This window comes from Nocardia coubleae NBRC 108252 (assembly GCF_001612805.1).
Taxonomy (GTDB): domain Bacteria; phylum Actinomycetota; class Actinomycetes; order Mycobacteriales; family Mycobacteriaceae; genus Nocardia; species Nocardia coubleae.
Genome location: NZ_BDBD01000029.1, coordinates 125,534 through 146,654, shown reverse-complemented (window position 1 = coordinate 146,654; position 21,121 = coordinate 125,534). Strand labels below are relative to the sequence as shown.

The following is a 21,121-nucleotide window of genomic DNA, read 5'->3' as shown; positions in this document are numbered from 1 at the left end:
AATCCCGTTGCTATCGTCCGCACATGAGCGTTGCGCCACCCGTTGTCACCGCGGCTGAGCTGGGCGTGGACGACGAGGAACGGCCCGCACGGACCCTGTCGGGATTCCCGGCCAGGCTGGTCGGGATCGTCGCGCTCGCGGTGGCGCTGCTGTCGATCTGGCAGGTGTTCCGGCCGCTGGCCCAGGGCAGCCAGTACTACCTGGTGGTGTTCCTCGGGATCGCCTTGCCGCTGGTGTATCTGAGCTACCGGTCCTGGTGGGGCAGGCTCGACCGGGCCGACGCACCCTCGGTGCTCGACTGGGTGCTCGCGGCGATCGCCCTGGTGGTGTGCCTGTATCCGATCCTGCCGGTGACCTTCGGTGACGCGGGCGGCGGCTACAACGCCTTCCTCGACCGCCAGGGCATGCTCGCCCCGCTCGATGTGGCGATGGGTGGGTTGCTGCTTGTCCTCGTGCTCGAGGCATGCAGGCGCACGACCGGTGTCATCCTGCCGATCGTGTGCCTGGTGTTCCTCGCCTACGGCTATTACGGCGGGCTGCTGCCGCAGAACTGGGCCATCGCGCACGCCGGGCTCGACATCGATCAGATCGTCGACGCGCTGTACAACTCGGGCAGCGGGTTCTACGGCACCCCGCTCGACGTGGCGGCCAGCTACATCGTGCTGTTCACCCTGTACGGCGCGGTACTCGAATTCTCCGGCGCCGCAAGGTTCTTCGTCGACCTGTCGGTGTCGCTGTTCCGGCGCTCGCACAGTGCGGCCGGGCGAACGGCGGTGGCGTCGGGATTCCTGCTCGGCACCGTGTCCGGGTCGGGCACGGCGACGGCGGTGAGTACCGGTGCGGTCACCTGGCCGATCCTGAAGCGGGCGGGTTACCGGCCGGAACAGGCGGGCGGCATGCTCGCGGCGGCGGGTGTTGGCGCGATCCTGTCGCCGCCGACGCTCGGGGTTGCGGCGTTCATCGTCGCCGAGTACCTCGACGTGTCGTATGTGACCGTGCTCGGCTGGGCGCTCATCCCGACCCTGCTGTACTACCTCGGCATCCTGCTGTCGGTGGAGATCGATGCTCGTCGCATCCACGCGGAAGGCCGCGCCCCGGCCGATCTCGCCGACGGCCCGCTGCCGACCCCGTGGTGGAAACTGCTGGGGCGCTTCGGGTATCACTTCTCGTCGCTGGTCGTCATCGTGGTGCTGCTGCTCGCCGGCGTGAGCGCGACCCGTGCCGTCGTCTACGCCACGGCACTCGCCTTGATCCTGGCCGTGCCGGATCGGATGCTGCGAGCTCGCGAGGCGAACGGAGCCGCGTCATCGACCGGCGAAACGTCGACCGACGGCCCGTTGACTGACGGCAAGTCGGCATCGGGCACATTGTCAGGCGACGCGTCAACGGGCCACCCGTCAAAAGGCGACGCGTCGTCGAGCGCAATGGCGGCACAGCCGTCGACCCCCACAGGTCTCTGGACGCGAAAAACACTGCTGCGGTTCGCGTTCGAAGCCCTGCGCGCGCTCTCACTCGGGATGCGCTCGGCGCTGCCGGTCGTCGCCGTGTGTGCGGCAGCGGGTGTGATCACCGCGATGACCACCAAGACCGGTCTCGGCGCCCAGCTGGCCTCGCTGCTGGTGCGGGCAGGTTCGGTGCTGTCCGACGACCCCGCCGTCGTGCTCGCCACCACCGCGCTGCTCGCCGCGATCGCGTTGTCGCTGCTCGGTCTCGCGGTTCCGGTGACGGCGTCGTTCGTGATCGGCTGGGTCATCATCGGTCCCGCCCTGCTCGACCTGCACGTCGCCGCGCCCGCCGCCGCCATGTTCGTCTTCTACTTCTCGGTGCTTTCGGAGGTGACCCCGCCGACCGCGCTGGCCGCCGTCGGCGCCGCCGCCGTCACCGGCGCGAAGGCCATGCCGACCATGTGGTCGGCGCTGCGCTACGCGCTGCCCGCGTTCCTCGTGCCGCTGATGTTCGTGCTCACCGACTCCGGGCAGCACCTGCTCGGCCGTGGCGCGCTGCTCGACGTGCTGTGGGTGACCGCGGCCGCGTGCGTCGGCGTCGCGGCGCTGGCGGCCGCGACCGGCGGCTGGATCCTCGGCATCGGCGCGGTGGGGGCGGTGCCGCGCATGCTCGCGGGCGCCGCCGGTCTCACGCTGCTGTACCCGCATCCGACGGCGACGGCGATCGGGCTCGGTGTGCTCGTAGTCGCCGCAGCGGCGGGAGTCGTCGAACGCGTGCGTCATCGAAAAGCCACGGGCACACCGTGATCGGTCAGCAGGCGGCGCCGCCGTCGAGGAGAGAGGTCGTCATGATCAGAACACTTGGCATCGTTGTCGCGGCGAGCACCGCCGCCGCCCTGCTCACCGGCTGCGGCGGCAGGCAGGACTCGCCGACGGCGGACAGCGGCGGCGAGGTGAGCTGTGAAGTGAAGCAGGACACCAGGATCGGCATCGCCACCGGCAATGCGACCGGCGTGTACTTCGCGCTCGGCAACGCCTACGCCGAACAGATCTCGGCGTCCACCGACGGCAAGGTCAAGGCGACTGCGGCCGAGACCGGCGCCTCGGTGCAGAACATCCAGCAGGTGGTCGGCGGCACCTACCAGGTCGGCTTCTCGCTGGCCGACTCCGCCGCCGACGCCGTGCAGGGCAAGGGCAGCTTCACCAGCGTCCAGCCGGTGCGCGCGCTGGCCCGGCTCTACGACAACTACACCCAGGTGATCGTGCGCGCCGACGCGGGCATCAATTCCCTGGCCGACCTGCGCGGCAAGCGGGTCTCCACCGGCTCGCCCAAATCGGGCACCGAGGTGATCGCCCAGCGCGTCCTGCAGGCGTCGGGTCTCAACCCCGACACCGACATCTCCGCCCAGCGCCTCGACCTCACCAAGACCGTCGACGGTCTCAAGGACGGCTCGATCGACGCCATGTTCTGGTCGGGCGGCCTGCCGACGCCCGGCATCACCGACCTGTTCACCACCGCGAAGGACAAGGTCAGGTTCCTCGACATCACGGGGGCGCTGCCGAAGCTGAAAGAGATCAACCCCGTCTACGAGGCGGGCTCGATCCCGGCCGCCACCTACGGCCTGAGTGCCGACGTGCCGACCGTGGTGGTGCCCAACCTGCTCGTGGTCCGCGACGATCTCGACGCGAACCTCGCCTGCGTCCTCACCAAGACCCTGCTCGACCGCAAACCCCAACTCGAGCAGGCGAATCCGGCCGCCAAGGGGATCAATGCCGACACCGCGAGCAAAACCGCGCCCGTAGAGCTGCACCGCGGCTCGGAGGTAGCCCTGCGCTGACGTCGCCCGCCGCCACCCGCGCCCGACACGCGGGTGCCACGGTCCCCGCCACCCTCGGCTACCAGGGGTGACGGGGACCGTGTGCTGTGCGGGAACAACCAGTGGCGTGGCTCGGTTGTGCGAAACAGACGCCGACCGAAACGAGGATGCGATGACCGAGGCCGTGGCACGCGACGAACGCTGGCTGGGTGAGGAGCTCGATCTGGACGCCTATCTGGCCCGGATCGGCTACGACGGGCCGCGCACGGCCTCGGTCGACACCCTGCGCGCCCTCGTACGCGCCCACACCACCACCATCCCCTTCGAGAACCTCGAGATCATCCTCGGCCGCGGCATCCCGCTCGACCTGAATTCCCTGCAGGACAAACTGGTCCGGCACGCTCGCGGCGGATACTGCTACGAGAACGCCGGCCTCTTCGCCGCCGCGCTGGAACGCCTCGGATTCGAGGTGCGTGGCCTCAGCGGCCGGGTGACCTTCGGTTCACTGGCCACCGGGGCGATCCGGCCCGCCACCCACGCCCTGCTCCGCGTCACCGCCCCCGACGACGACCGGGTCTGGATCTGCGATGTCGGGTTCGGTGCCGGTCCACTCGCACCGTTCGAATTGGCCGACAGCGCGGGCGAATTCACGATGGGCGACTGGCGCTTCCGGCTCGAGCACCGCGACAACCTCTGGGTGCTCCACCAGTTCGGCCGTGACGGCTGGATCGACCGCTACACCTTCACCGAGAACCCGCAGTACCGCATCGACTTCGCGGTAGGCAACCACTTCGTGTCGACCTCGCCACACTCACCGTTCACCACCCGGCCGTTCCTGCAGCGCTTCCGGCCCGACGTCCACCACGTGCTCGACGACCTCACCCTGGTGACCGAATACCCCGACGGCACCAGCGAAAGCCGCGAGATCGATGCCACCGACCTGCCGAAGGTGCTGACCGACGTCTTCGACATCGAACTGGAACCCGCCGACGCGGACGTGCTCGTCACCACACCCTGGCGCACCAACTGAGCTGATTTCGGTCCCACCGACACGGCTCGGCAGTTTGCTTCCACCGTGTCGCTACGGCAAATTGATGGTTACTTGCCGGGAAACAAACCCCGATCGCTGCGGTGGGGTCCGAATCAGTGGGGTCGTTCGTGCCGAAGGTTCATGTCGCGTTGCCGGGTCAGCCGGAGCAGGGGGTCCGTTCGAGCGGTGCCGCTGCCCGGCCCGGCTGGCGGTCGGACCTGGACGGGCTGCGCGGCGTGGCGATCGCCCTGGTCGTGGCGTTCCACGTGTGGGCGGGCCGGGTCTCCGGTGGCGTCGACGTGTTCCTCGTTCTCTCGGGCTTCTTCTTCACCGGCGCGATCGTGCGCGGGGTGGAACGCAGCGGCCGGGTAGCCGCCACCGACACCGCGCGCCGGACCCTGCGCAGACTCACCCCCGCGCTGGTCGTCGTGCTGGCGGCGGTCGCGGTCGCCACGATCACCCTGCGGCCCTACACTCTGCTCGGCGAAACCGCCGCGCAGACTCTCGCCTCGATGTTCTACGTCCAGAACTGGTATCTGGCCGTCGCCGAACTCGACTACACCGCGCCCGACCCGACCGTGAGCCCGCTGCAACACCTGTGGTCGATGTCGGTGCAGGGACAGTTCTACCTGGTGATCTTCGCGCTCCTGGCCGGTTGGGCGTGGTTGCGCCGCCGGGGCAGGGCCGACCGGGCGACGCTCATCGCGGCGCTGACCGTAATCGGGCTGCTCTCGTTCTGGTACGCCACGGTCGGCACCGGCCACCATCAGGCCTGGACCTATTACGACAGTCTCGCGCGCGGGTGGGAACTGCTCGCGGGCGCTGTACTCGCCGTCGCCGCGCCCTGGCTGCGCCTGCCGACCCGGCTGCGCGGCCTGGCGGCTGCGGTCGGGCTCCTCATGGTGTTCGCCTGCGGTCCGCTCTTCGACGGCGCCACCCAGTTTCCCGGTGTCGCCGCCCTGTGGCCGGTGACCGCCGCCTGCCTGGTGATCGCCGCCGGATTCGGATCGGGCACCACACCGGGCACCGCGACCCGACTGCTGTCGGGACGGGTGTGCACCGAACTGGGCGCGATGGCCTACCCGCTGTACCTGTGGCACTGGCCGATTCTCATCTTCTACCTGGGCGAGACCGGGCGGACCGACGCGGGTGTCGTCGACGGGCTGGTGGTGATCGGTGTTTCCCTGATCCCCGCCTATGCCACCGCGCGCTGGATCGAGGCACCCCTGCGGATGGGGCCACGCGGTCAGGAGACACCGCCGCACCGGGCCACCGGGACACTCGTCGGGGCGCTCACCGTCGCCGTGCTCGCCTCGGCCCTCGGCTGGCAGATGGTGCTGCTCGCCAACCCGGCCGTGCCGCCGGAAAACCTCGACAGCCTGCGCTACCCGGGAGCAGCCGCGCTGCTCTCGGGCGCCGAATTCCCGAAGGCGCCCATGCGGCCCACCGTGTTCGAAGGTCACGTCGACACCCCGTCGCCGACGACCGACGGGTGCATCACGCCCAACCGCGAGGTCCGCACCTGCGTCTACGGCGACCCCGACGCCACCCGCTCGATCGCGCTCGTCGGCGGCTCGCATTCCGAGCACTGGTTGCCCGCACTCGAGGTGCTCGGCGCCGAACACGGCTTCCGGGTGGTGTCCTACCTCAAGGAGGGGTGCCCGCTGGTGCTGGTCGACGAGCCGTCCTACGCCGAATGGCCCTTCCCCGAATGTCACGAGTGGTCGGTGGAAGTGCTCGACCGGCTGGCCGCCGAGCAACCGGACTGGGTGGTCACGCTGTCGACCCGCTACCGCCAGGACGCCCCGGGCGACGAGGTGCCCGGCGAATACCTCGAGGTGTGGTCGGCGCTGCAGGATCGCGGGCTCAATGTGCTCGCCCTGCGCGACACGCCGCGGCTGCGACGCGACGGTGTGTTCTATCGGGCCCCGGACTGTCTGGCCCATCGCGGCGATCCCGACAGTTGCGGGATGGACCGCGCCGAGGCGCTCGACGCGGTCGACCCGGCCGCCGAACCGGCCGCCGGCTATCCGAACATCTACCTGCTCGATCTCTCCGACGCCGTGTGCCGCCCGCAACGCTGCCGGGTCGTCGAGGGCAATGTGCTGATCTATCGCGACGAACACCACCTCACCGCCAGTTACGCCCGATCACTCGCCCCCGAACTGGGCCGCCAGATCGCCGCCGTTACCGGCTGGTGGTGAGAGCGAGATCACCACGCGCGCCGCGGATCCGGCTACCCTCGGACCGGTGCGCATACCCCGCAAGGCATCGGTCCTGCTCGTCGCGCTAGCTGTCGTGCCCGTCGCGTGCTCGTCCGGACCGGACCAGCCACAGACCGTCGCCGAGGCCTTCGCGAAGGCCCTGAGCAGCGGTGACGCGGCGGCCGCCGCGGCCCTCACCGACGCGCCCGACCAGGCCCGCCAGACGCTCACCACCCTGTTCGAGAACCTCGGCAAGAACGACACCGTGCGGGTGAGCGCCACCGACGAGTCGAGCTTCACCCTCGAATCCACCTGGAAACTCGGCACGGGCGGTCAGGACGAATGGACCTACACCAGCACCGGAACGGCCGACGAGAACGACTGGACGATCGACTGGAACCCCGCCACCGTGGCGCCCGGCCTCGACCTCGGCCCGCTCAGCTACAGCCCCGTACCGCCGAAACCCGCACGCGTACTCGACGCGAGCGGTGGTGAGCTGATGACCGAGCAGGTGGTCACCCTGGTGACCGTCGCCCCGGACGCCGACCTGCCCGCCGTGGCCGCCGCGCTCGCACCGCACGGCGTCACCGAAGCCACCCTGAGAACGGATCTCGATGCGGCCCAAGGCAAACCGATCACCGCGGTCGCCCTGCGCGAGGCCGACATCGCACCGGTTCGTGACACGCTGACCGGGCTGCGCGGCGTGACCCTCGCACCGCAGCCGAGGCTGCTGACCGTCGACAAGACCCTCGCGGCACCGACCCTGGCCGGACTGACCGAACTCTGGCAGCACCAGGCCGACGACGCGGCGGGCTGGGCGGTACGCGCCCACACCGCATCGGGGACCCAGCGCATCGCCGGTCCCGACGCCACCGCGACCACCGACATCGCCACCACCCTCGACATCGACCTGCAGAACGCCGCCGAAGGTGCGCTGGCGCCCGTGCCGACGCCCGCCGCCATCGTGGCGCTGCGGCCCTCGACGGGCGAGGTGCTCGCCGTCGCGCAGAACGCACCCGCCGACGCGCAGGGCCCCATCGCGCTCACCGGGCTCTACCCGCCGGGATCGACATTCAAGACCGTCACCGTGTCGGCCGCGTTGCAGGCGGGCGGTGTCACCGCCGACACCGTCCTGCCGTGCCCCGGCCGCGCCACCATCGAGGGCCGAACCATCCCCAACGACGACGGTTTCGACCTCGGTGACGTGCCGCTGCACACCGCCTTCGCCCGGTCCTGCAATACGACGATGGCGCAGCTCGGTGTGCGCCTGCCCGCCGACGGACTCACCCAGGCCGCCGCGCAACTCGGCCTCGGCGTGGACTATGTGACACCCGGCTTGACGACAGTCACCGGGAAAGTTCCCGCCGCGCAGAATCCGGCGCAACAGGTGGAGGCGAGCATCGGACAGGGCACGGTCACCGCGTCGCCGTTCGGGATGGCGCTCGTCGCCGCCTCGCTCGCCCACGGAACCGCGCCCGCGCCGTCGGTCGTCGTCGGCCGTCCCGGCACCGCCGATCGCCGGACCGAACCGGTGCCCGCCGCGGTGACCTCGCAGGTGGAAGCCATGATGGCCGAGACCGTGAGCGCCGGGACCGCCACCGCCCTGCACGACATCCCCGGCCTGCTCGGCAAGACCGGCACCGCCGAGTACATCGACGACGAACACGCACACGGGTGGTTCGTCGGAATCCGTGGCGACCTCGCCTTCGCGGTGTTCGTCGCCGACGCGGGCAGCTCCGGACCGGCGGTCGAGTCGGCGGGCAGGATGCTTCGTGTGACACGATGAGCCATCTCACTCTCCGCAGGCGTGCAATCCCCCCGCTGCCGCACGCGGTCACCACCAGTCGAGCTACACTCGTCGGCGGGCCATACCCATGGTCAATACGCGGGATGTCACAATTTCGAGAAGGTTCGGAGTAGGCGCCATCGATACCGGTCAGAAGATCGCGGAGCATTACCGCCTGGTCGAGCGTATTGGTAGCGGCGGCACAGGCGTTGTATGGCGCGCTGTCGACGAACGCCTCCAACGCTCGGTTGCGGTGAAGCAGATCCACATCAAGCCGAGCCTGCCCGAGGCCGAGCGAGATGTGCTGCGCCAGCGTGCGATTCGCGAAGCTCGCAACGCGGCACGCTTCCAGCATCCCAATGCCATCGTCGTTTTCGACATCACCGAGCACAACGGTGATCCGTGCCTGGTGATGGAATACCTGAAGTCGGTGAGCCTCGCCGCGGAACTGGGTCAGAAGGGCCCGCTGCCGCTGCTCGAGGTGGCCCGCATCGGTGAGCAGGTGGCGTCCTCGCTGATCGCCGCCCACCAGGCCGGGCTCGTGCACCGCGACGTGAAGCCGGGCAACATCCTGCTCGGCGAGCACGGTGAGGTGAAAATCACCGACTTCGGCATCTCGCGGGCCGCGGGCGACGTGACGCTCACCGAGACCGGCCTCATCTGCGGCACCGCCGCGTACCTGGCGCCCGAAGTGGCGCGCGGCGCCGACCCGACACCGGCCGCCGACGTGTTCGCCCTCGGCGCCACCCTGTTCCACGCGCTGGAAGGCGAACCGCCCTACGGCGCCAACGCCAACCCGCTCGCCGTGCTCTACGCGGCCGCCAACGGCCAGGTGCGCGAACCGCACAATGCCGGTCCGGCCACCGATTTCCTGCTCGACCTGCTCAACCCGGAACCGCTCGATCGTCCGACGATGACCGAGGCCCGCGACGCGCTGGCCGCCTTCGCCGACGATGCCGACGCGGTGCCCGCGGGATTCGTCCCCGCCAGCGAGGCGTACGGCCGCCGCAATTCGGCCGCCACCACGCAGGTGATCCGGCAGTCCGGCGGCAGGCGTGCCTCGCACGCGGGTGCGTCCAGCGCGGCGACCCGTCAGATCCGTTCGCAGCCGCGCCCGCAGCCGCGTTACGACACCGCCGCGCATCCGCCCACCCAGGCCCAGCCCGCCCCCGCGCCCCGCAAGCAGCCGGGCAAGGGTCGTGCGGTGCTGATCGGCTCGGGTGTGGGTGCGGTGATCGCCGCGATCGCCGTCGCGATCAGTGCCATGAGTGGGTCGGACTCCGATTCGCCTCAGGTGCAGGCGAATTCGACGACGACGGCCCAGGCCGCTGTGGCGCCGACGACGACCTCGGCGATCCCCGCGCTGGGTCAGGCTCCCAATACCGGCACCGTGAACATCGGCTCGGCCGGTCTGCTGGTGGAGAACTTCTTCAGCGATCCCGCCGGGTCGTGGTCGATGCTCACCCCCGCCGCGCAGCAGGTGTACGGCAGCGAGGCCGAGTTCCGGCAGTACTGGAACTCGCGCGTCATCACCAGCTTCACCAGCATCACCGCCGTCAGCGGCAACAACGCCGACGGCTCGACCGATATGCGCCTGGCCAGCATCACCATCGACGGCCAGACCAAGTCCATGGTCATGCGCGTGGTGAACTACAACGGGAACCTACGCATCGACGGCGACACCCGCTAGCTCAGCCGCCGAAAACCGCTGGTCCGCCCGATACACACGGGCGGATCGGCGCGCGAGGAGGATGTGGCGGAAAACCGGTGGTTGCCGCCCATTAGGCTGGTACCTGACCTGATGCCACGCACAGAACAGGACCGCACTCCGATATGACTCCCCGCATCGAGCTCGCCCGCGTCGATCTGCGCGGTCGTACTCCCTCCGCCGCCGAGCTGCGCACCGCGCTGCCGCGCGGAGGGGTCGACGTCGACTCGGTGCTGCATCATGTGCGGCCGGTCGTCGAAGACATCCGCGACCGGGGCGCCGAAGCCGCGCTGGACTACAGCGAGAAGTTCGACGGTGTCCGCCCCAGCGCGGTCCGGGTGCCGGTCGCCGAGCTGGGCAAAGCCCTCGACGCCCTCGACCCCGCCGTGCGCGCCGCGCTCGAGGTCGCCATCGAGCGGACCAGGAAGGTGCACGCCGATCAGCGCCGCACCGACTCGGTCACCGAGGTGGTCCCCGGCGGCACCGTCACCGAGAAGTGGGTGCCGGTGGAACGGGTCGGCCTGTACGTGCCCGGCGGTAACGCCGTGTACCCGTCCTCGGTCGTGATGAACGTCGTCCCGGCGCAGGCCGCGGGTGTGGAATCGCTGGTGGTGTCCTCGCCGCCGCAGGCGCAGTTCGGTGGGCTGCCGCACCCGACGATCCTGGCGGCCGCCGCGCTGCTCGGTGTCGACGAGGTGTGGGCCGTCGGTGGCGCGCAGGCCGTGGCGCTGCTGTCCTACGGCGGCACCGATACCGACGGTGCGGCGCTGGAGCCGGTCGACCTCATCACCGGTCCGGGCAATATCTATGTCACCGCCGCCAAGCGGCTGTGCCGCGGCCTGGTCGGTATCGATGCCGAGGCGGGCCCCACCGAGATCGCCGTGCTGGCCGACGCCACCGCCGACCCGGTGCACGTGGCCGCCGACCTGATCAGCCAGGCCGAGCACGATGTGCTCGCCGCCAGCGTGCTCGTCACCGATTCTGTCGCCCTCGCCGACGCGGTCGACGCCGCCGTCAATGCCCAGCTGGCCGTGGTGAAGCACCACGACCGGGTGCGGGAAGCGTTGAGCGGCAAGCAGTCCGGGATCGTGCTCGTCGACGACATCGCCCAGGGCCTTCGGGTGGTCGACGCCTACGCCGCCGAACACCTCGAGATCCAGACCGCCGACGCGTCGGCCGTGGCGGCACGAGTGCGCAGCGCGGGCGCGATCTTCGTCGGTCCGTGGGCGCCGGTGAGTCTCGGTGACTACTGCGCCGGGTCCAATCACGTGCTGCCGACCGCGGGTTGCGCGCGGCACTCCTCTGGGTTGAGTGTGCAGACCTTCCTGCGTGGCATCCACATCGTGGAGTACACCGAGGCGGCGTTGAAGGATGTCGCCGGACACGTTGTGGCGCTGGCGAATGCTGAGGACCTGCCCGCGCACGGCCAGGCTGTGCAGGCGCGATTCGAGGCGCTGTCGTGACCGACTTGTGTGTGGTTCGTGCATCGAGCACCTGCGGGGTGACGGTATGAGCACCCCGACTGTGCCCGGCGCCTCGGCGACCCTCGACCAGCTGCCGCTGCGCGACAACCTGCGCGGCAAATCTCCGTACGGCGCACCGCAATTGACGGTGCCGGTGCAGCTCAACACCAACGAGAACCCGCACCCGCCGAGCCGTGCGCTCGTCGACGATGTCGCCGAGTCGGTGCGGGCCGCCGCCGCCGACCTGCACCGCTACCCGGATCGGGACGCGGTCGCGCTACGCCACGACCTGGCCGAGTACCTGACCCGCCAGACCGGTGTCGCCGTCGACACCAGCAATGTGTGGGCGGCCAACGGGTCCAACGAGATCCTGCAGCAGCTGTTGCAGGCCTTCGGTGGGCCGGGCCGCAGCGCACTGGGTTTCGTGCCGTCGTACTCGATGCACCCGATCATCTCCGAGGGCATCGACACCGAATGGCTCGAGGCCGCGCGCGGCAGCGACTTCTCCCTCGACATCGACTACGCCGTCGCGCAGATCGCCGAACGCCGTCCCGACGTGGTGTTCGTGACCAGCCCGAACAACCCGACCGGGCACAGCGTCCCGATCGAGGACCTCGAGCGTGTGCTCGACGCCGCACCGGGCATCGTGGTGGTCGACGAGGCGTACGGGGAGTTCTCGGCCGCGCCGAGCGCGATCACCCTGATCGACCGGTACCCGACCAAGCTGGTCGTCACCCGCACGATGAGCAAGGCGTTCGCCTTCGCCGGTGGTCGCCTCGGTTACCTGGCGGCCTCGCCCGCCGTGATCGACGCGATCCTGCTCGTCCGATTGCCGTATCACCTCTCGGTGGTCACCCAGGCCGCCGCCCGCGCCGCCCTGCGCCACGCCGACGAAACCCTTGCCAGTGTGGCCGAATTGGCCTCCCAGCGCGATCGGGTCGCCGCGGCGCTCGCCTCGTTCGGGTTCCAGGTGATCCCCAGCGACGCCAATTTCGTGCTGTTCGGCCGGTTCACCGACGCGGCCCGCGCCTGGCAGCACTACCTCGACGCCGGGGTACTCATCCGCGATGTCGGCATTCCCGGCTACCTGCGCGCCACTATCGGGCTCGCCGCCGAGAACGACGAGTTCCTGCGCGTGAGCCGCGATATCGCCGCCACCGACCTCACTCACTAAAGCGTGGAGAAACAGACCATGAGCAGAACAGCGCGGGTGGAACGGGTCACCAAGGAATCCTCGATCCTGGTGGAGCTGAACCTCGACGGCAGCGGCAAGACCGAGATCTCCACCGGTGTGCCGTTCTACGACCACATGCTCACCGCCCTCGGCGCTCACGCCGGGTTCGACCTGGTGGTGCGCGCCGAAGGCGATATCGAGATCGAGGCGCACCACACCGTCGAGGACACCGCCATCGTGTTCGGGCAGGCCCTCGGGCAGGCGCTGGGCGACAAGAAGGGCATCCGCCGGTTCGGCGACGCCTTCATTCCCATGGACGAGACCCTCGCCCACGCCGCCGTCGACGTGTCGGGCCGACCGTACTGCGTGTTCACCGGCGAACCGGAGCACCTGGTGCACACCATCATTCCGAGCGCGGGCCCCGGTGCGTCGTACTCGACGGTGCTCAACAAGCACGTGTTCGAATCGATCGCGCAGAACGCGCGGATCGCCCTGCACGTCCGGGTGCTCTACGGGCGCGACCAGCACCACATCACCGAAGCCGAATTCAAGGCTGTCGCACGGGCTCTGCGCGCGGCCGTCGAGATCGACCCCCGCGTGAGCGGTGTGCCGTCCACGAAAGGTGTGCTGTGAAATCCGTCGTGCTGCTGGACTACGGCTCCGGCAACCTGCACTCCGCCGAACGCGCCCTGGTGCGGGCGGGTGCCCAGGTGGAGGTCACCGCCGACCCGACCGCGGCGTTGGCGGCCGACGGGCTCGTCGTCCCCGGTGTCGGCGCGTTCGCGGCCTGCATGGCCGGGCTGCGCGCTGTGCGTGGTGAACGCATCATCGGGCAGCGCCTGGCCGGTGGACGCCCGGTGCTCGGCATCTGCGTCGGCATGCAGATCATGTTCGACCGGGGCGTCGAGTTCGGGGTGGAGACCGAGGGCTGTGGTGAATGGCCGGGCACGGTCGCGGGGCTCGAGGCCCCCGTCTTGCCGCACATGGGCTGGAACACGGTGAAAGCCCCCGCCGACAGCACCTTGTTCGCCGGCATGGACGCCGACACCCGCTTCTACTTCGTCCACTCCTACGCGGCCCAGCAGTGGGAACTGCCCGAAGCCGACCACATCCCGCCGCCGAAACTCACCTGGGCCGAGCACGGTGTGCCGTTCCTCGCCGCCGTCGAGAACGGCCCGCTCTCGGCCACCCAGTTCCACCCGGAGAAGTCCGGCGACGCGGGTGCTCAGTTGCTGCGCAACTGGATCGGGTCGCTGTAGGTCAGCCGAGCCTGGGGTCGGCGGCGGTGGATTCGATCGTCTCGCCCGGGGTGTAGTACAGCTCCACGACGTTGTCGATGTCGAGGTGGCGATGCCAGTGGCCCTTCGGCACGACGACGAATTGTCCTGCGGTGAGCCGGTTTCGGTGACTGCTGTCGTCGGTGAGGATCTCCACGGTGACGCTGCCGTGCAGGACCATCAGGAATTCGTCGGTGTCGGGGTGCAGTTCCCAGTCGGAGCCGGGGAGTTCGGCGCCGTGATACATGCAGAACGCTCCGGTGTTGAACGGGGCCAGTTCGCGGAAGTCGAACTGGGCGAGGGTTTTCGCGGTGGTGATGGGGTCGTGTTTGCGCATAATTCGGCCCTTCTGGGACGGGTTCGGTCGGTGATCGTCAGGGGATAGGGTGGGGTGCCGGGGCGGTTTCTGCGCCGTGCCCGGTGGTGACGAAGGCGTGGATCGGGGTGGCGCAGGCGGCCGGGTCGTCGAACCAGGGGTTGTGGCCGCCGGGGACTTCTTCGAGGTGCGCTGTGGGGATGTGTTCGATGCTGGGGAGAGCGTCGGTGGGGGAGAGGATGACGTCGTCGCGGCCCCAGACGAAGAGCAAGGGGATATCGAGTCGGCTCAATTCTGTTGGGGTGAGGATATTTTCGGGGCGTGGTGCACGGCCGTCGAGTAGTCGCGTCACCAGCGAGCGATAGGCGGCGGCTTGGCCCGGTCGGCGGAGGGGGAGCCGGTGCAGGTCGACGAGGTCGTCCGACATGGCGGCTACCGCCTGCCCGCCGAGGGCCTCGGTGAGGGCGGCTTCGGCGAGGAACCGGGGTGAGGGCAGTCCCATGAGCGCCTGTTCCATCCGGCCACGGAGCGGGGTGGTGAGGGAGACCATCGCGGGAACGGGCCGGGCGCCGGGCAGGGCGGTAGCCGGTGCGCCGATGAGTACGGCGCGCGAGATTCGGTCGGGCGCGTCCAATGCTGTCCAGAGTGTGCACAGGCCGCCCAGAGAGTTGGCGATGACGGTCGCTTTCGGCAGGTCGAGTGCGTCGAGAGTTCCGGTCAGCGTGGCGACGGCGAATTCGCGCAGTGAAGGGCCGGTCCACTGCGGTGAAGGGGCTAGTCCGTGACCGGGGAATTCGACCAGGATGTGGCGGTAACCGGGGAGTTCGGACAGCAGCGGTGCGAAGCCTAGCGCCGGTGCGGTGATGCCGTTGAGGTAGATCAACGGACTTCCCGAGCCGACGCTGAGCACTCTGACACGCGGATCACGTTGCGGCAGTCGATGTTCGGTGATGGTCAGACCGTGTGCGCTGGCAACCCGCTGTTCGATCGCGCGAATCCGATTGTCGAGAGAGGACGTCATGGGTCAACTGTCGCGCGGGGAACGCGGGTAGGTCTTGAACGAATGTCCGCTTTCGGTGCGGAGTGCAATGCTCGTCCGTGCGTCCGTGCGTCCGTGCGTTGGTGCGTTGGTGCGTTGGTGGGTTGGTGGGTTGGTGGGTTGGTGGGTTGGTGGGTTGGTGGGTTGGTGGGTTGGTGGGTTGGTGGGTTGGTGGGTTGGTGGGTTGGTGGGTTGGTGGGTTGGTGGGTTGGTGGGTTGGTGCGTTGGTGCGTCGGTGGGTTGGTGCGTCGACACGTCGGTGGGTTGGTGGGTTGGTGGGGTGTGGGGTGGCGGACGCGGGGATGTCGTGCGAGATGACGCCGGGTGGCGGTGTGTGCGGGTGGCAGTGGGTGTGCGCCGGTCGATCAGTGGGTGAGGGTGCGCGGCGTGGTGCCGGCGAAAGCGACGATCTCGCGATGGAGGTGGGGCTGATCGGCGTAGCCACAGATCGCGGCGACGTCTGCCACGGGCTGCCCGGCGGCGAGGCGATCCAGTGCGTGCCGGAATCGCACTATCTTCGCGGCCTGCTTGGGGGTGACACCTACTTGTGCGGTGAATCGGGACCACAGTCGCTGCCGGCTCCACCCGGTCCACTCCGCCAGCTCCTGCACCCGTACTCGGCCACCGGTAGCGACGATGCGGTTCCAGCATGCCGCTACCTCGGGATCGGCGGCGCCGACTGGTTCGCGGTGGGCGAGGAATGCCGTCAGGATGGTGAATCGCCCTGCCCACGTGGGTGTTTCGGACAGTTGCTCGCGCAGTAGGGGTGCTTCGCGTCCCCACACGGCGTCGAGATCGACCACCTCGCCGCGCAATTCGGAGGGAGCGGCGCCCAGCAGAGTGCGCGTGGACAGGGGCGACAGGCGTATCTCGAGGCATTCGATGCGGTCGGCCGTCACCTGCTGCGGCATCGGTGCCAGTCCGGCGACCACACCGCCGAGCTGCCGCTGTTCACCACCGGCTGTGACCCGCAGCGGAGCCTCGCCGAACTGGATCACGACGGTCACCTCGGGCCGCGCGCACACCCGCATCGGCGCACCTGTCCCGACGACGCGCTCCAGGAACCCGCCCATCATCGCGCCCGGAACCCGGTTGGAATCGGGAGCCGCAACCTCCCAGTCCCCACCCAGTTCCGCTTCGGACACGATCGGGCGCATCTCACCAGCGTAGGTGGGTGGTGACGTATGCGCCGCCGATCAGTCGCAGCGGGGCGCTGCACGCGCTCGGGGCGTGTCGACCGTCGTGGTGTCGTCGAGGCGGTATGGGCGGCCACCCAGATGGCGGGATCGATGGCACGCCGCACAGATGAGGTCGAAACCCTTACTGACCGGCTATATGTCGATCAGGAGGGGTCGACGCGGGCTTCGGTGGCGGCGTCGGTGCCCGCGGCCCAGCCTTCGGCGCTGCGAATGGTGATGCCTTTCGCGCGGGCGGTGGGGAAGTAGGTGTCGAAGGCCTTGTCGATCTGGTGTTGCCGGGCCGCGAGGACGGGGAGGAGGTGGTTCGGAGCGTGGGCGATCGTGGTGTCGGTGGCCTCGGTGAGGCGCTCGCCGATGCGGGTCGCGTAGGCGGTGAGGAAGGCTTTGCGGTAGTGGCGGGAGCGGGCTTCGCCGGTATCGGCGGTGTCGATCATCGTGCGGGTGGCCTGGACCAGCAGGGAGGTGGACAGGAGCTCGACGAGGTCGAGGTCGGTGTCGTCGCCGACCACGGTGACGAAACCCCACTCGGCGGCGAAGATCGCGCGGCAGCGATTGGCGTGCGCCACCCGGTCGATGAGCAGGGCTTTGGCATCGGTGTAGGGGGTGTCGAGCCAGATGCGACGGGTGGCGGGGAGATCGCTCGACGGCTCGAGCAGCAGGTGATCGATGGCGTACTTGGTCATCAGCTCCTGCGCCTTGGCCGACAGCGTCTCGGCCTCGTCCGGGAACGAGGTGGATTCGGCCTTGGCGAGCAGCCCACGCACCCGGCCGAGCACCTTCTCGTCCACACCGTGCCGAGGCCGGACCGGCCCGGACGATTCGAGCTTCGGCAGTCGCAGCAACAGTGCGAGCGCTTCGATCACCGTTGTCAGCGCCTCGCTGCCGGTGAGCAAGGCACGATCGGCCCACGCCCGCAGGTGGGGAGCCGTCCACCAGACGGAGGCATCGAGCTCGTCGAGCTCTGCGTCCCACCTCGCGTCGGGATGATGCGCCGCCATCAGATCCAGCAGATACCCCACCGCGAACTCGTCGAGGCGTCGCCGCGCGGCCTGATGGATGTCCCCCGGCAGCCAGCCGAGATCAGAGGCGTGGGAAATGAGCCGCCGACCGGCCAGTTCGACCCCTGCGGCGAGCTCGTCGGTAATAGTCACCGGCCCGACGAATTCGCCCCGGCCCCGCACTGCCGCAGCAATGATCTTTTCGGCAATGCCGCCCGGATCGCCGGAGAAGTCGTCGAGCGCCGCCACGGGTATGGCTTTGCGTCCGGTGCGACGTCGACGATTCTGCTTGCCCATGGTCTCCTGATGGTCCCCCGACCACCGCTCTCGACACAAACGGGCGAGGCCGCCGGCGGGCTAGTTGCCCAGCGGCGCCTTCATCTCGTTCACCAGCCAGCGGCCCCAGTCGTTGTTGAGCCGCATCGTGATGGCGAGATTCTCACGGCTGGTCACGCCGACTTTGGTGCGGACCTGCGTCATCGTCACCATGATTTCGGCATTCAGAAGATCACCACTGAGCACGCCACAGTTGAGCCCCTCGAGGTGTGCCGACACCTGGGATTCCCGCATCAGCGCCGTCAGCTGCTCCCGCGAATCTGTCCATTGAGCGCGGAGGTTACCCGAGGTGCGGTCGATGACGCGCTGGAAATAGCCGTCGAGGTCCTGGGCGTAGTGGTAGGTCGACACCTCGCGGGCGAAGTCGCACGCGGACGACCGCGCGTGTTCCGGCGTGAACGCGGACGCACCCGGAGCCGTGACCACCCCGGCGAGCACCAGGGAACCGAGCAACCCGCTCAGAATTGTGGAACGTGACACTGCATTTCCTTCGATTGCACAACGACGACGCGGACTCGCTCGTCGTGTGAACTCTATCCGGGCGGGGGTTCTGGCTGTGTAATCGCTTCTCGGTCAACGGAATCCGGCATTGTCGAGGGCGCGGTCTCGGTGACCGTGCGGACGAAGGCGGTGCCGGCCGGGGACAAACCGGAGGCGCGCCAGACCAGGCCGTATTCGATGGGTGGGAGGTCGTCGAAGGGGAGGTAGACCAGGCTGGGGCGGGGGTAGAAGTGGCCGGCTTGGGCGGCGGCGAGGGCTATGCCGTTGCCCGCTGCCACCTGGACCATCACTTCCTGCCAGTACGGCATGGTCATCGAGCGATGGATCGGTCGGCCCGCGGGGGTGTGGGTGGGGAAGTGGTGGTCGAGGAAGTAGCCCGCCAATCCCCGTGCGGTGAGGAGGGTTTCGTCGGCCAGGTCGGCCACGGAGACCGAGGTGCGGGTGGCCAGGGGGTGGGAGGTCGGGACGACGAGGACCTTCGCGTCACGCAACAGGACCGGGCCGCTCACCAGATCCGGCTCGACGGCGGGGTACTCGAGGAAGACGAGGTCGAGCTCGCGGCGCCGCAGCTGACCGAACCGGTCCGACAGCTGGACCTCACGCAGTTCCACCGTGCACGCGGGCCGCTCGGCGCGGAACATCGTGGCCGCCGACATCAGCATCTCGCTGCCCAGTGGGTGTGTGAAGCCGGCCCGCAACACCTCCGCGGCACCCGCGCTGTCGGCCGCTCGGGCCAGCGCGGCCAGAATGCCGTGGTGATGCGGGGCGAGGGCGTCGCGCAGCTGAATTCCCAAGGGGGTCAACGACACCCGTCGACTCGTCCGCTCGAACAGTGGTGCCCCGATGCGCCGTTCCACGGTGTGGATCATCTGACTCACCCGGGCCCGCGATACCGCGAGCCGCTCCGCCGCCCGCCCGAAGTGCAGTTCCTCGGCCAGCACCAGGAAGGTTTCCTGCTCCTGCCAGTTCATCGTGTGCTCCCGGCGCACTTCACGGCGGTGCGCACGAAGGCCGCCGCACGCGCCGACAGACCCGACGCGCGCCACTGCAGACCGTATTCGATCGGCGCCTGCTCCTCGAACGGCACGTAGACCAGGTCGGGTCGCGGGTAGTACTCGATGCCCTGGGCGGCCGTCACGGTGACACCGATATCCGCGGCGACGTGGGCCAGCAGTTCCTGCCAGTACCGTGTCGTCGTCGAACGGCGGATCGGCGACCCGGCGGGAGTCACCGGCGGAACCACGTGATCGAGGAAGTAGCCCGGCACCCCACCGATGAACAGCACGGTCTGTCCGGTCAGATCCTCGACGGTGACCGAGCGTCGCTGCGAGAGCGGATTGCGGGTGGACACCGCCAATACCCGGGCATCGCGCAGCAGCACCGGACCGCACACCAGGTCGGGTTCGGTGGCGGGGAATTCGATGAGCTGCAGATCCAGCTCGCCCGAGCGCAACGCGCTGTAGCGATCGGAGAGCTGCACCTCACGGATATCGAGAGTGCAGCCGGGGTGACGTGCGCGCAGGGCATCGCCCGCCCCGATCAGCAGCTTGCCCGCCAGTGGGCTGGAGAAACCGACTCGCAGCACGCCGTCGACGCCGCGCGCGGTTTCGGTCACCTCCGCTACCGCGTCCAGTACGCCGCAATGATGCGGGAGCAGGTCGTCGCGGAGCTGAATGCCCAAGGGTGTCAGGGAAACCCGACGGCTCGTCCGCTCCAGCAGAGGTGCGCCGACGCGGGCCTCTAGTGTCTGGACCAACTGGCTCACCCGGGCTCGCGACAGCAGCAACCGATCCGCCGCTCGCCCGAAGTGCAGTTCCTCGGCCACCGCGAGGAACGTTTCGATCTCTTGCCAGTTCATCCGTCACCTCTCATCGGTAAAGGTTCTTTACCGACCGGTGAGTATTTTGCCTGGTGTTCGCCTGTGTCACGCTCCGACCGCCTCATCGGCACCCGCCCGACTGGCCGACAGCGCCTAATCGGGCAGTGCCCGGTGCTGATCAGCTGTCGGCTGGGCATCGACAACGGAATCGGTAATCCTGCCGCAAACATGGCGGCAATTTCTCAGGCGGAAATGTATTCGGAGACAAAAGAATGCGGTGACGTGCACCTGGCACGTCACCGCATTCGACACCGACCTGAGGGGAGTGGTCGGCAAGTCCGGCTATACCGAATTACTCGGCGGGGGTGTTGAGTTCGCGCGCGCCGAGCAGGATGTCGACGATGTTGGCGCCACCGCTGGTGAGGCTGTCGAATGCCGAGCTGCCCGTCTCGAGCACCTCGAGGCCCGCGAGAGCGGCGGCCGAACCGGTACCGGCGGCACCGAGGCCCGCCGAGCCGGTGCCCGCGGCACCGAGACCGGCCGAACCGGTGGCCAGAGCGGGCAGGGCGGCGGCGGAACCGGTACCGGCGGCACCGGCACCCGCGGCGCCCGCACCAGCGGATCCGGTCGCGCCGAGGGCGGCCGAGCCGGTGGCGCCGAGGGCGGCGGAACCGGTGGCGGCGGCGGCCGAGCCGGTGAAGGCGTTGGCGGCGGCGGCGGGACCGAGCACGGCGATGGCGAGGGCACCGGCAACAGCGAGGGTCTTGCGAGTCATGAGATTTCCTTTCGGTGCCTGCAATCACAGGCTGGTAACGCAAAGGGGCGGTGCGGCGATGAACTCGGTAGGGGTTGGTGTTCCTGCCGACAAAACGGAAAGTTAATCGATGCGGGAAACGAATAGCTAATTGATTCCACGTGGCGATTATCACCATTAATACTTGGTAAACGGAATGTTTCCGCAGGTCAACCGGGTCTGTTCGATCGATCACATAAGGCCTGGCGCATAGCT

The 21,121-nt window shown here is 69.0% G+C and carries 18 protein-coding genes; 10 read left to right on the top strand and 8 right to left on the bottom strand.

Annotation, left to right across the window (positions count from 1 at the left end; genetic code table 11):
- Positions 1–23 precede the first annotated feature (23 nt).
- From NCO8_RS29410 to hisH, 10 genes are all read left to right on the top strand, one after another.
- Positions 24–2,252, top strand: a complete 2,229-nt coding sequence (locus tag NCO8_RS29410; protein ID WP_067644788.1) for a TRAP transporter permease — start codon at positions 24–26, stop codon at positions 2,250–2,252.
- Between the two features lie 41 nt (positions 2,253–2,293).
- Entirely contained in the window at positions 2,294–3,283 is a 990-nt protein-coding gene (locus NCO8_RS29405) for a TAXI family TRAP transporter solute-binding subunit (protein ID WP_067644870.1), read from the top strand.
- 151 nt (positions 3,284–3,434) lie between these two features.
- The gene (locus NCO8_RS29400; protein ID WP_067644785.1) at positions 3,435–4,292 is read left to right on the top strand and encodes an arylamine N-acetyltransferase family protein; all 858 of its coding nucleotides are present in this window, start codon (positions 3,435–3,437) and stop codon (positions 4,290–4,292) included.
- A gap of 128 nt (positions 4,293–4,420) precedes the next feature.
- Positions 4,421–6,496 carry an acyltransferase family protein gene (locus tag NCO8_RS29395; RefSeq protein ID WP_245655547.1) on the top strand — a complete coding sequence of 692 codons (2,076 nt, stop codon included), beginning with the start codon at positions 4,421–4,423 and terminating at the stop codon, positions 6,494–6,496.
- Positions 6,497–6,542: 46 nt separating this feature from the next.
- The gene (locus tag NCO8_RS29390; protein WP_067644782.1) at positions 6,543–8,282 is read left to right on the top strand and encodes a penicillin-binding transpeptidase domain-containing protein; all 1,740 of its coding nucleotides are present in this window, start codon (positions 6,543–6,545) and stop codon (positions 8,280–8,282) included.
- An 88-nt stretch (positions 8,283–8,370) separates the two neighbouring features.
- The gene (locus NCO8_RS29385; protein ID WP_084457573.1) at positions 8,371–9,972 is read left to right on the top strand and encodes a serine/threonine-protein kinase; all 1,602 of its coding nucleotides are present in this window, start codon (positions 8,371–8,373) and stop codon (positions 9,970–9,972) included.
- A 143-nt stretch (positions 9,973–10,115) separates the two neighbouring features.
- Positions 10,116–11,453, top strand: coding sequence for a histidinol dehydrogenase (gene hisD / locus NCO8_RS29380; protein ID WP_067644779.1), 1,338 nt, complete (start codon positions 10,116–10,118; stop codon positions 11,451–11,453).
- A gap of 46 nt (positions 11,454–11,499) precedes the next feature.
- On the top strand, positions 11,500–12,627 hold the full coding sequence (locus tag NCO8_RS29375; protein WP_067644863.1) for a histidinol-phosphate transaminase: 1,128 nt from the start codon (positions 11,500–11,502) through the stop codon (positions 12,625–12,627).
- A gap of 18 nt (positions 12,628–12,645) precedes the next feature.
- A complete protein-coding gene (gene hisB, locus NCO8_RS29370) occupies positions 12,646–13,260 on the top strand; it encodes an imidazoleglycerol-phosphate dehydratase HisB (protein ID WP_157105161.1) in 615 nt (204 codons plus the stop codon).
- On the top strand, positions 13,257–13,886 hold the full coding sequence (gene hisH / locus NCO8_RS29365) for an imidazole glycerol phosphate synthase subunit HisH (RefSeq protein WP_067644773.1): 630 nt from the start codon (positions 13,257–13,259) through the stop codon (positions 13,884–13,886). Before hisB ends, hisH begins: the two co-directional genes overlap by 4 nt.
- Before the next feature lies 1 nt (position 13,887).
- On the opposite strand, the gene NCO8_RS29360 is transcribed toward hisH, so the two are convergent.
- The 8 genes from NCO8_RS29360 to NCO8_RS32065 all read right to left on the bottom strand — a co-directional run bounded on the left by NCO8_RS29360 (position 13,888) and on the right by NCO8_RS32065 (position 20,887).
- On the bottom strand, positions 13,888–14,241 hold the full coding sequence (locus NCO8_RS29360; protein WP_067644770.1) for a cupin domain-containing protein: 354 nt from the start codon (positions 14,239–14,241) through the stop codon (positions 13,888–13,890).
- A gap of 37 nt (positions 14,242–14,278) precedes the next feature.
- On the bottom strand, positions 14,279–15,241 hold the full coding sequence (locus NCO8_RS29355; RefSeq protein ID WP_067644767.1) for an alpha/beta fold hydrolase: 963 nt from the start codon (positions 15,239–15,241) through the stop codon (positions 14,279–14,281).
- A gap of 383 nt (positions 15,242–15,624) precedes the next feature.
- Positions 15,625–16,416 (bottom strand): helix-turn-helix domain-containing protein, encoded by a 792-nt coding sequence (locus NCO8_RS29350; RefSeq protein WP_067644764.1) that lies wholly within the window; start codon positions 16,414–16,416, stop codon positions 15,625–15,627.
- A 185-nt stretch (positions 16,417–16,601) separates the two neighbouring features.
- Entirely contained in the window at positions 16,602–17,753 is a 1,152-nt protein-coding gene (locus NCO8_RS29345) for a DUF2786 domain-containing protein (RefSeq protein WP_067644761.1), read from the bottom strand.
- Between the two features lie 60 nt (positions 17,754–17,813).
- Positions 17,814–18,272, bottom strand: coding sequence for a hypothetical protein (locus tag NCO8_RS29340; RefSeq protein ID WP_067644758.1), 459 nt, complete (start codon positions 18,270–18,272; stop codon positions 17,814–17,816).
- Between the two features lie 53 nt (positions 18,273–18,325).
- On the bottom strand, positions 18,326–19,264 hold the full coding sequence (locus NCO8_RS29335; RefSeq protein WP_084457584.1) for a LysR family transcriptional regulator: 939 nt from the start codon (positions 19,262–19,264) through the stop codon (positions 18,326–18,328).
- Positions 19,261–20,151: a LysR family transcriptional regulator gene (locus tag NCO8_RS29330; RefSeq protein ID WP_067644754.1), complete on the bottom strand. Its 891-nt coding sequence runs from the start codon at positions 20,149–20,151 to the stop codon at positions 19,261–19,263. Before NCO8_RS29330 ends, NCO8_RS29335 begins: the two co-directional genes overlap by 4 nt.
- 313 nt (positions 20,152–20,464) lie before the next feature.
- Entirely contained in the window at positions 20,465–20,887 is a 423-nt protein-coding gene (locus NCO8_RS32065; protein ID WP_067644751.1) for a hypothetical protein, read from the bottom strand.
- Positions 20,888–21,121: the final 234 nt, after the last annotated feature.

Excerpts from the sequence above, each read along its gene's own strand:
- NCO8_RS29350 (WP_067644764.1), bottom strand. The coding sequence starts at position 16,416 with ATGCGCCCGATCGTGTCCGAAGCGGAACTGGGTGGGGACTGGGAGGTT.
- NCO8_RS29345 (WP_067644761.1), bottom strand. The coding sequence starts at position 17,753 with ATGGGCAAGCAGAATCGTCGACGTCGCACCGGACGCAAAGCCATACCC.
- hisD (WP_067644779.1), top strand. The coding sequence starts at position 10,116 with ATGACTCCCCGCATCGAGCTCGCCCGCGTCGATCTGCGCGGTCGTACT.
- NCO8_RS29400 (WP_067644785.1), top strand. The coding sequence starts at position 3,435 with ATGACCGAGGCCGTGGCACGCGACGAACGCTGGCTGGGTGAGGAGCTC.
- NCO8_RS29355 (WP_067644767.1), bottom strand. The coding sequence starts at position 15,241 with ATGACGTCCTCTCTCGACAATCGGATTCGCGCGATCGAACAGCGGGTT.
- NCO8_RS29385 (WP_084457573.1), top strand. The coding sequence starts at position 8,371 with ATGGTCAATACGCGGGATGTCACAATTTCGAGAAGGTTCGGAGTAGGC.
- NCO8_RS29405 (WP_067644870.1), top strand. The coding sequence starts at position 2,294 with ATGATCAGAACACTTGGCATCGTTGTCGCGGCGAGCACCGCCGCCGCC.
- NCO8_RS32065 (WP_067644751.1), bottom strand. The coding sequence starts at position 20,887 with ATGACTCGCAAGACCCTCGCTGTTGCCGGTGCCCTCGCCATCGCCGTG.
- hisB (WP_157105161.1), top strand. The coding sequence starts at position 12,646 with ATGAGCAGAACAGCGCGGGTGGAACGGGTCACCAAGGAATCCTCGATC.
- NCO8_RS29410 (WP_067644788.1), top strand. The coding sequence starts at position 24 with ATGAGCGTTGCGCCACCCGTTGTCACCGCGGCTGAGCTGGGCGTGGAC.
- NCO8_RS29330 (WP_067644754.1), bottom strand. The coding sequence starts at position 20,151 with ATGAACTGGCAAGAGATCGAAACGTTCCTCGCGGTGGCCGAGGAACTG.
- NCO8_RS29335 (WP_084457584.1), bottom strand. The coding sequence starts at position 19,264 with ATGAACTGGCAGGAGCAGGAAACCTTCCTGGTGCTGGCCGAGGAACTG.
- NCO8_RS29375 (WP_067644863.1), top strand. The coding sequence starts at position 11,500 with ATGAGCACCCCGACTGTGCCCGGCGCCTCGGCGACCCTCGACCAGCTG.
- NCO8_RS29360 (WP_067644770.1), bottom strand. The coding sequence starts at position 14,241 with ATGCGCAAACACGACCCCATCACCACCGCGAAAACCCTCGCCCAGTTC.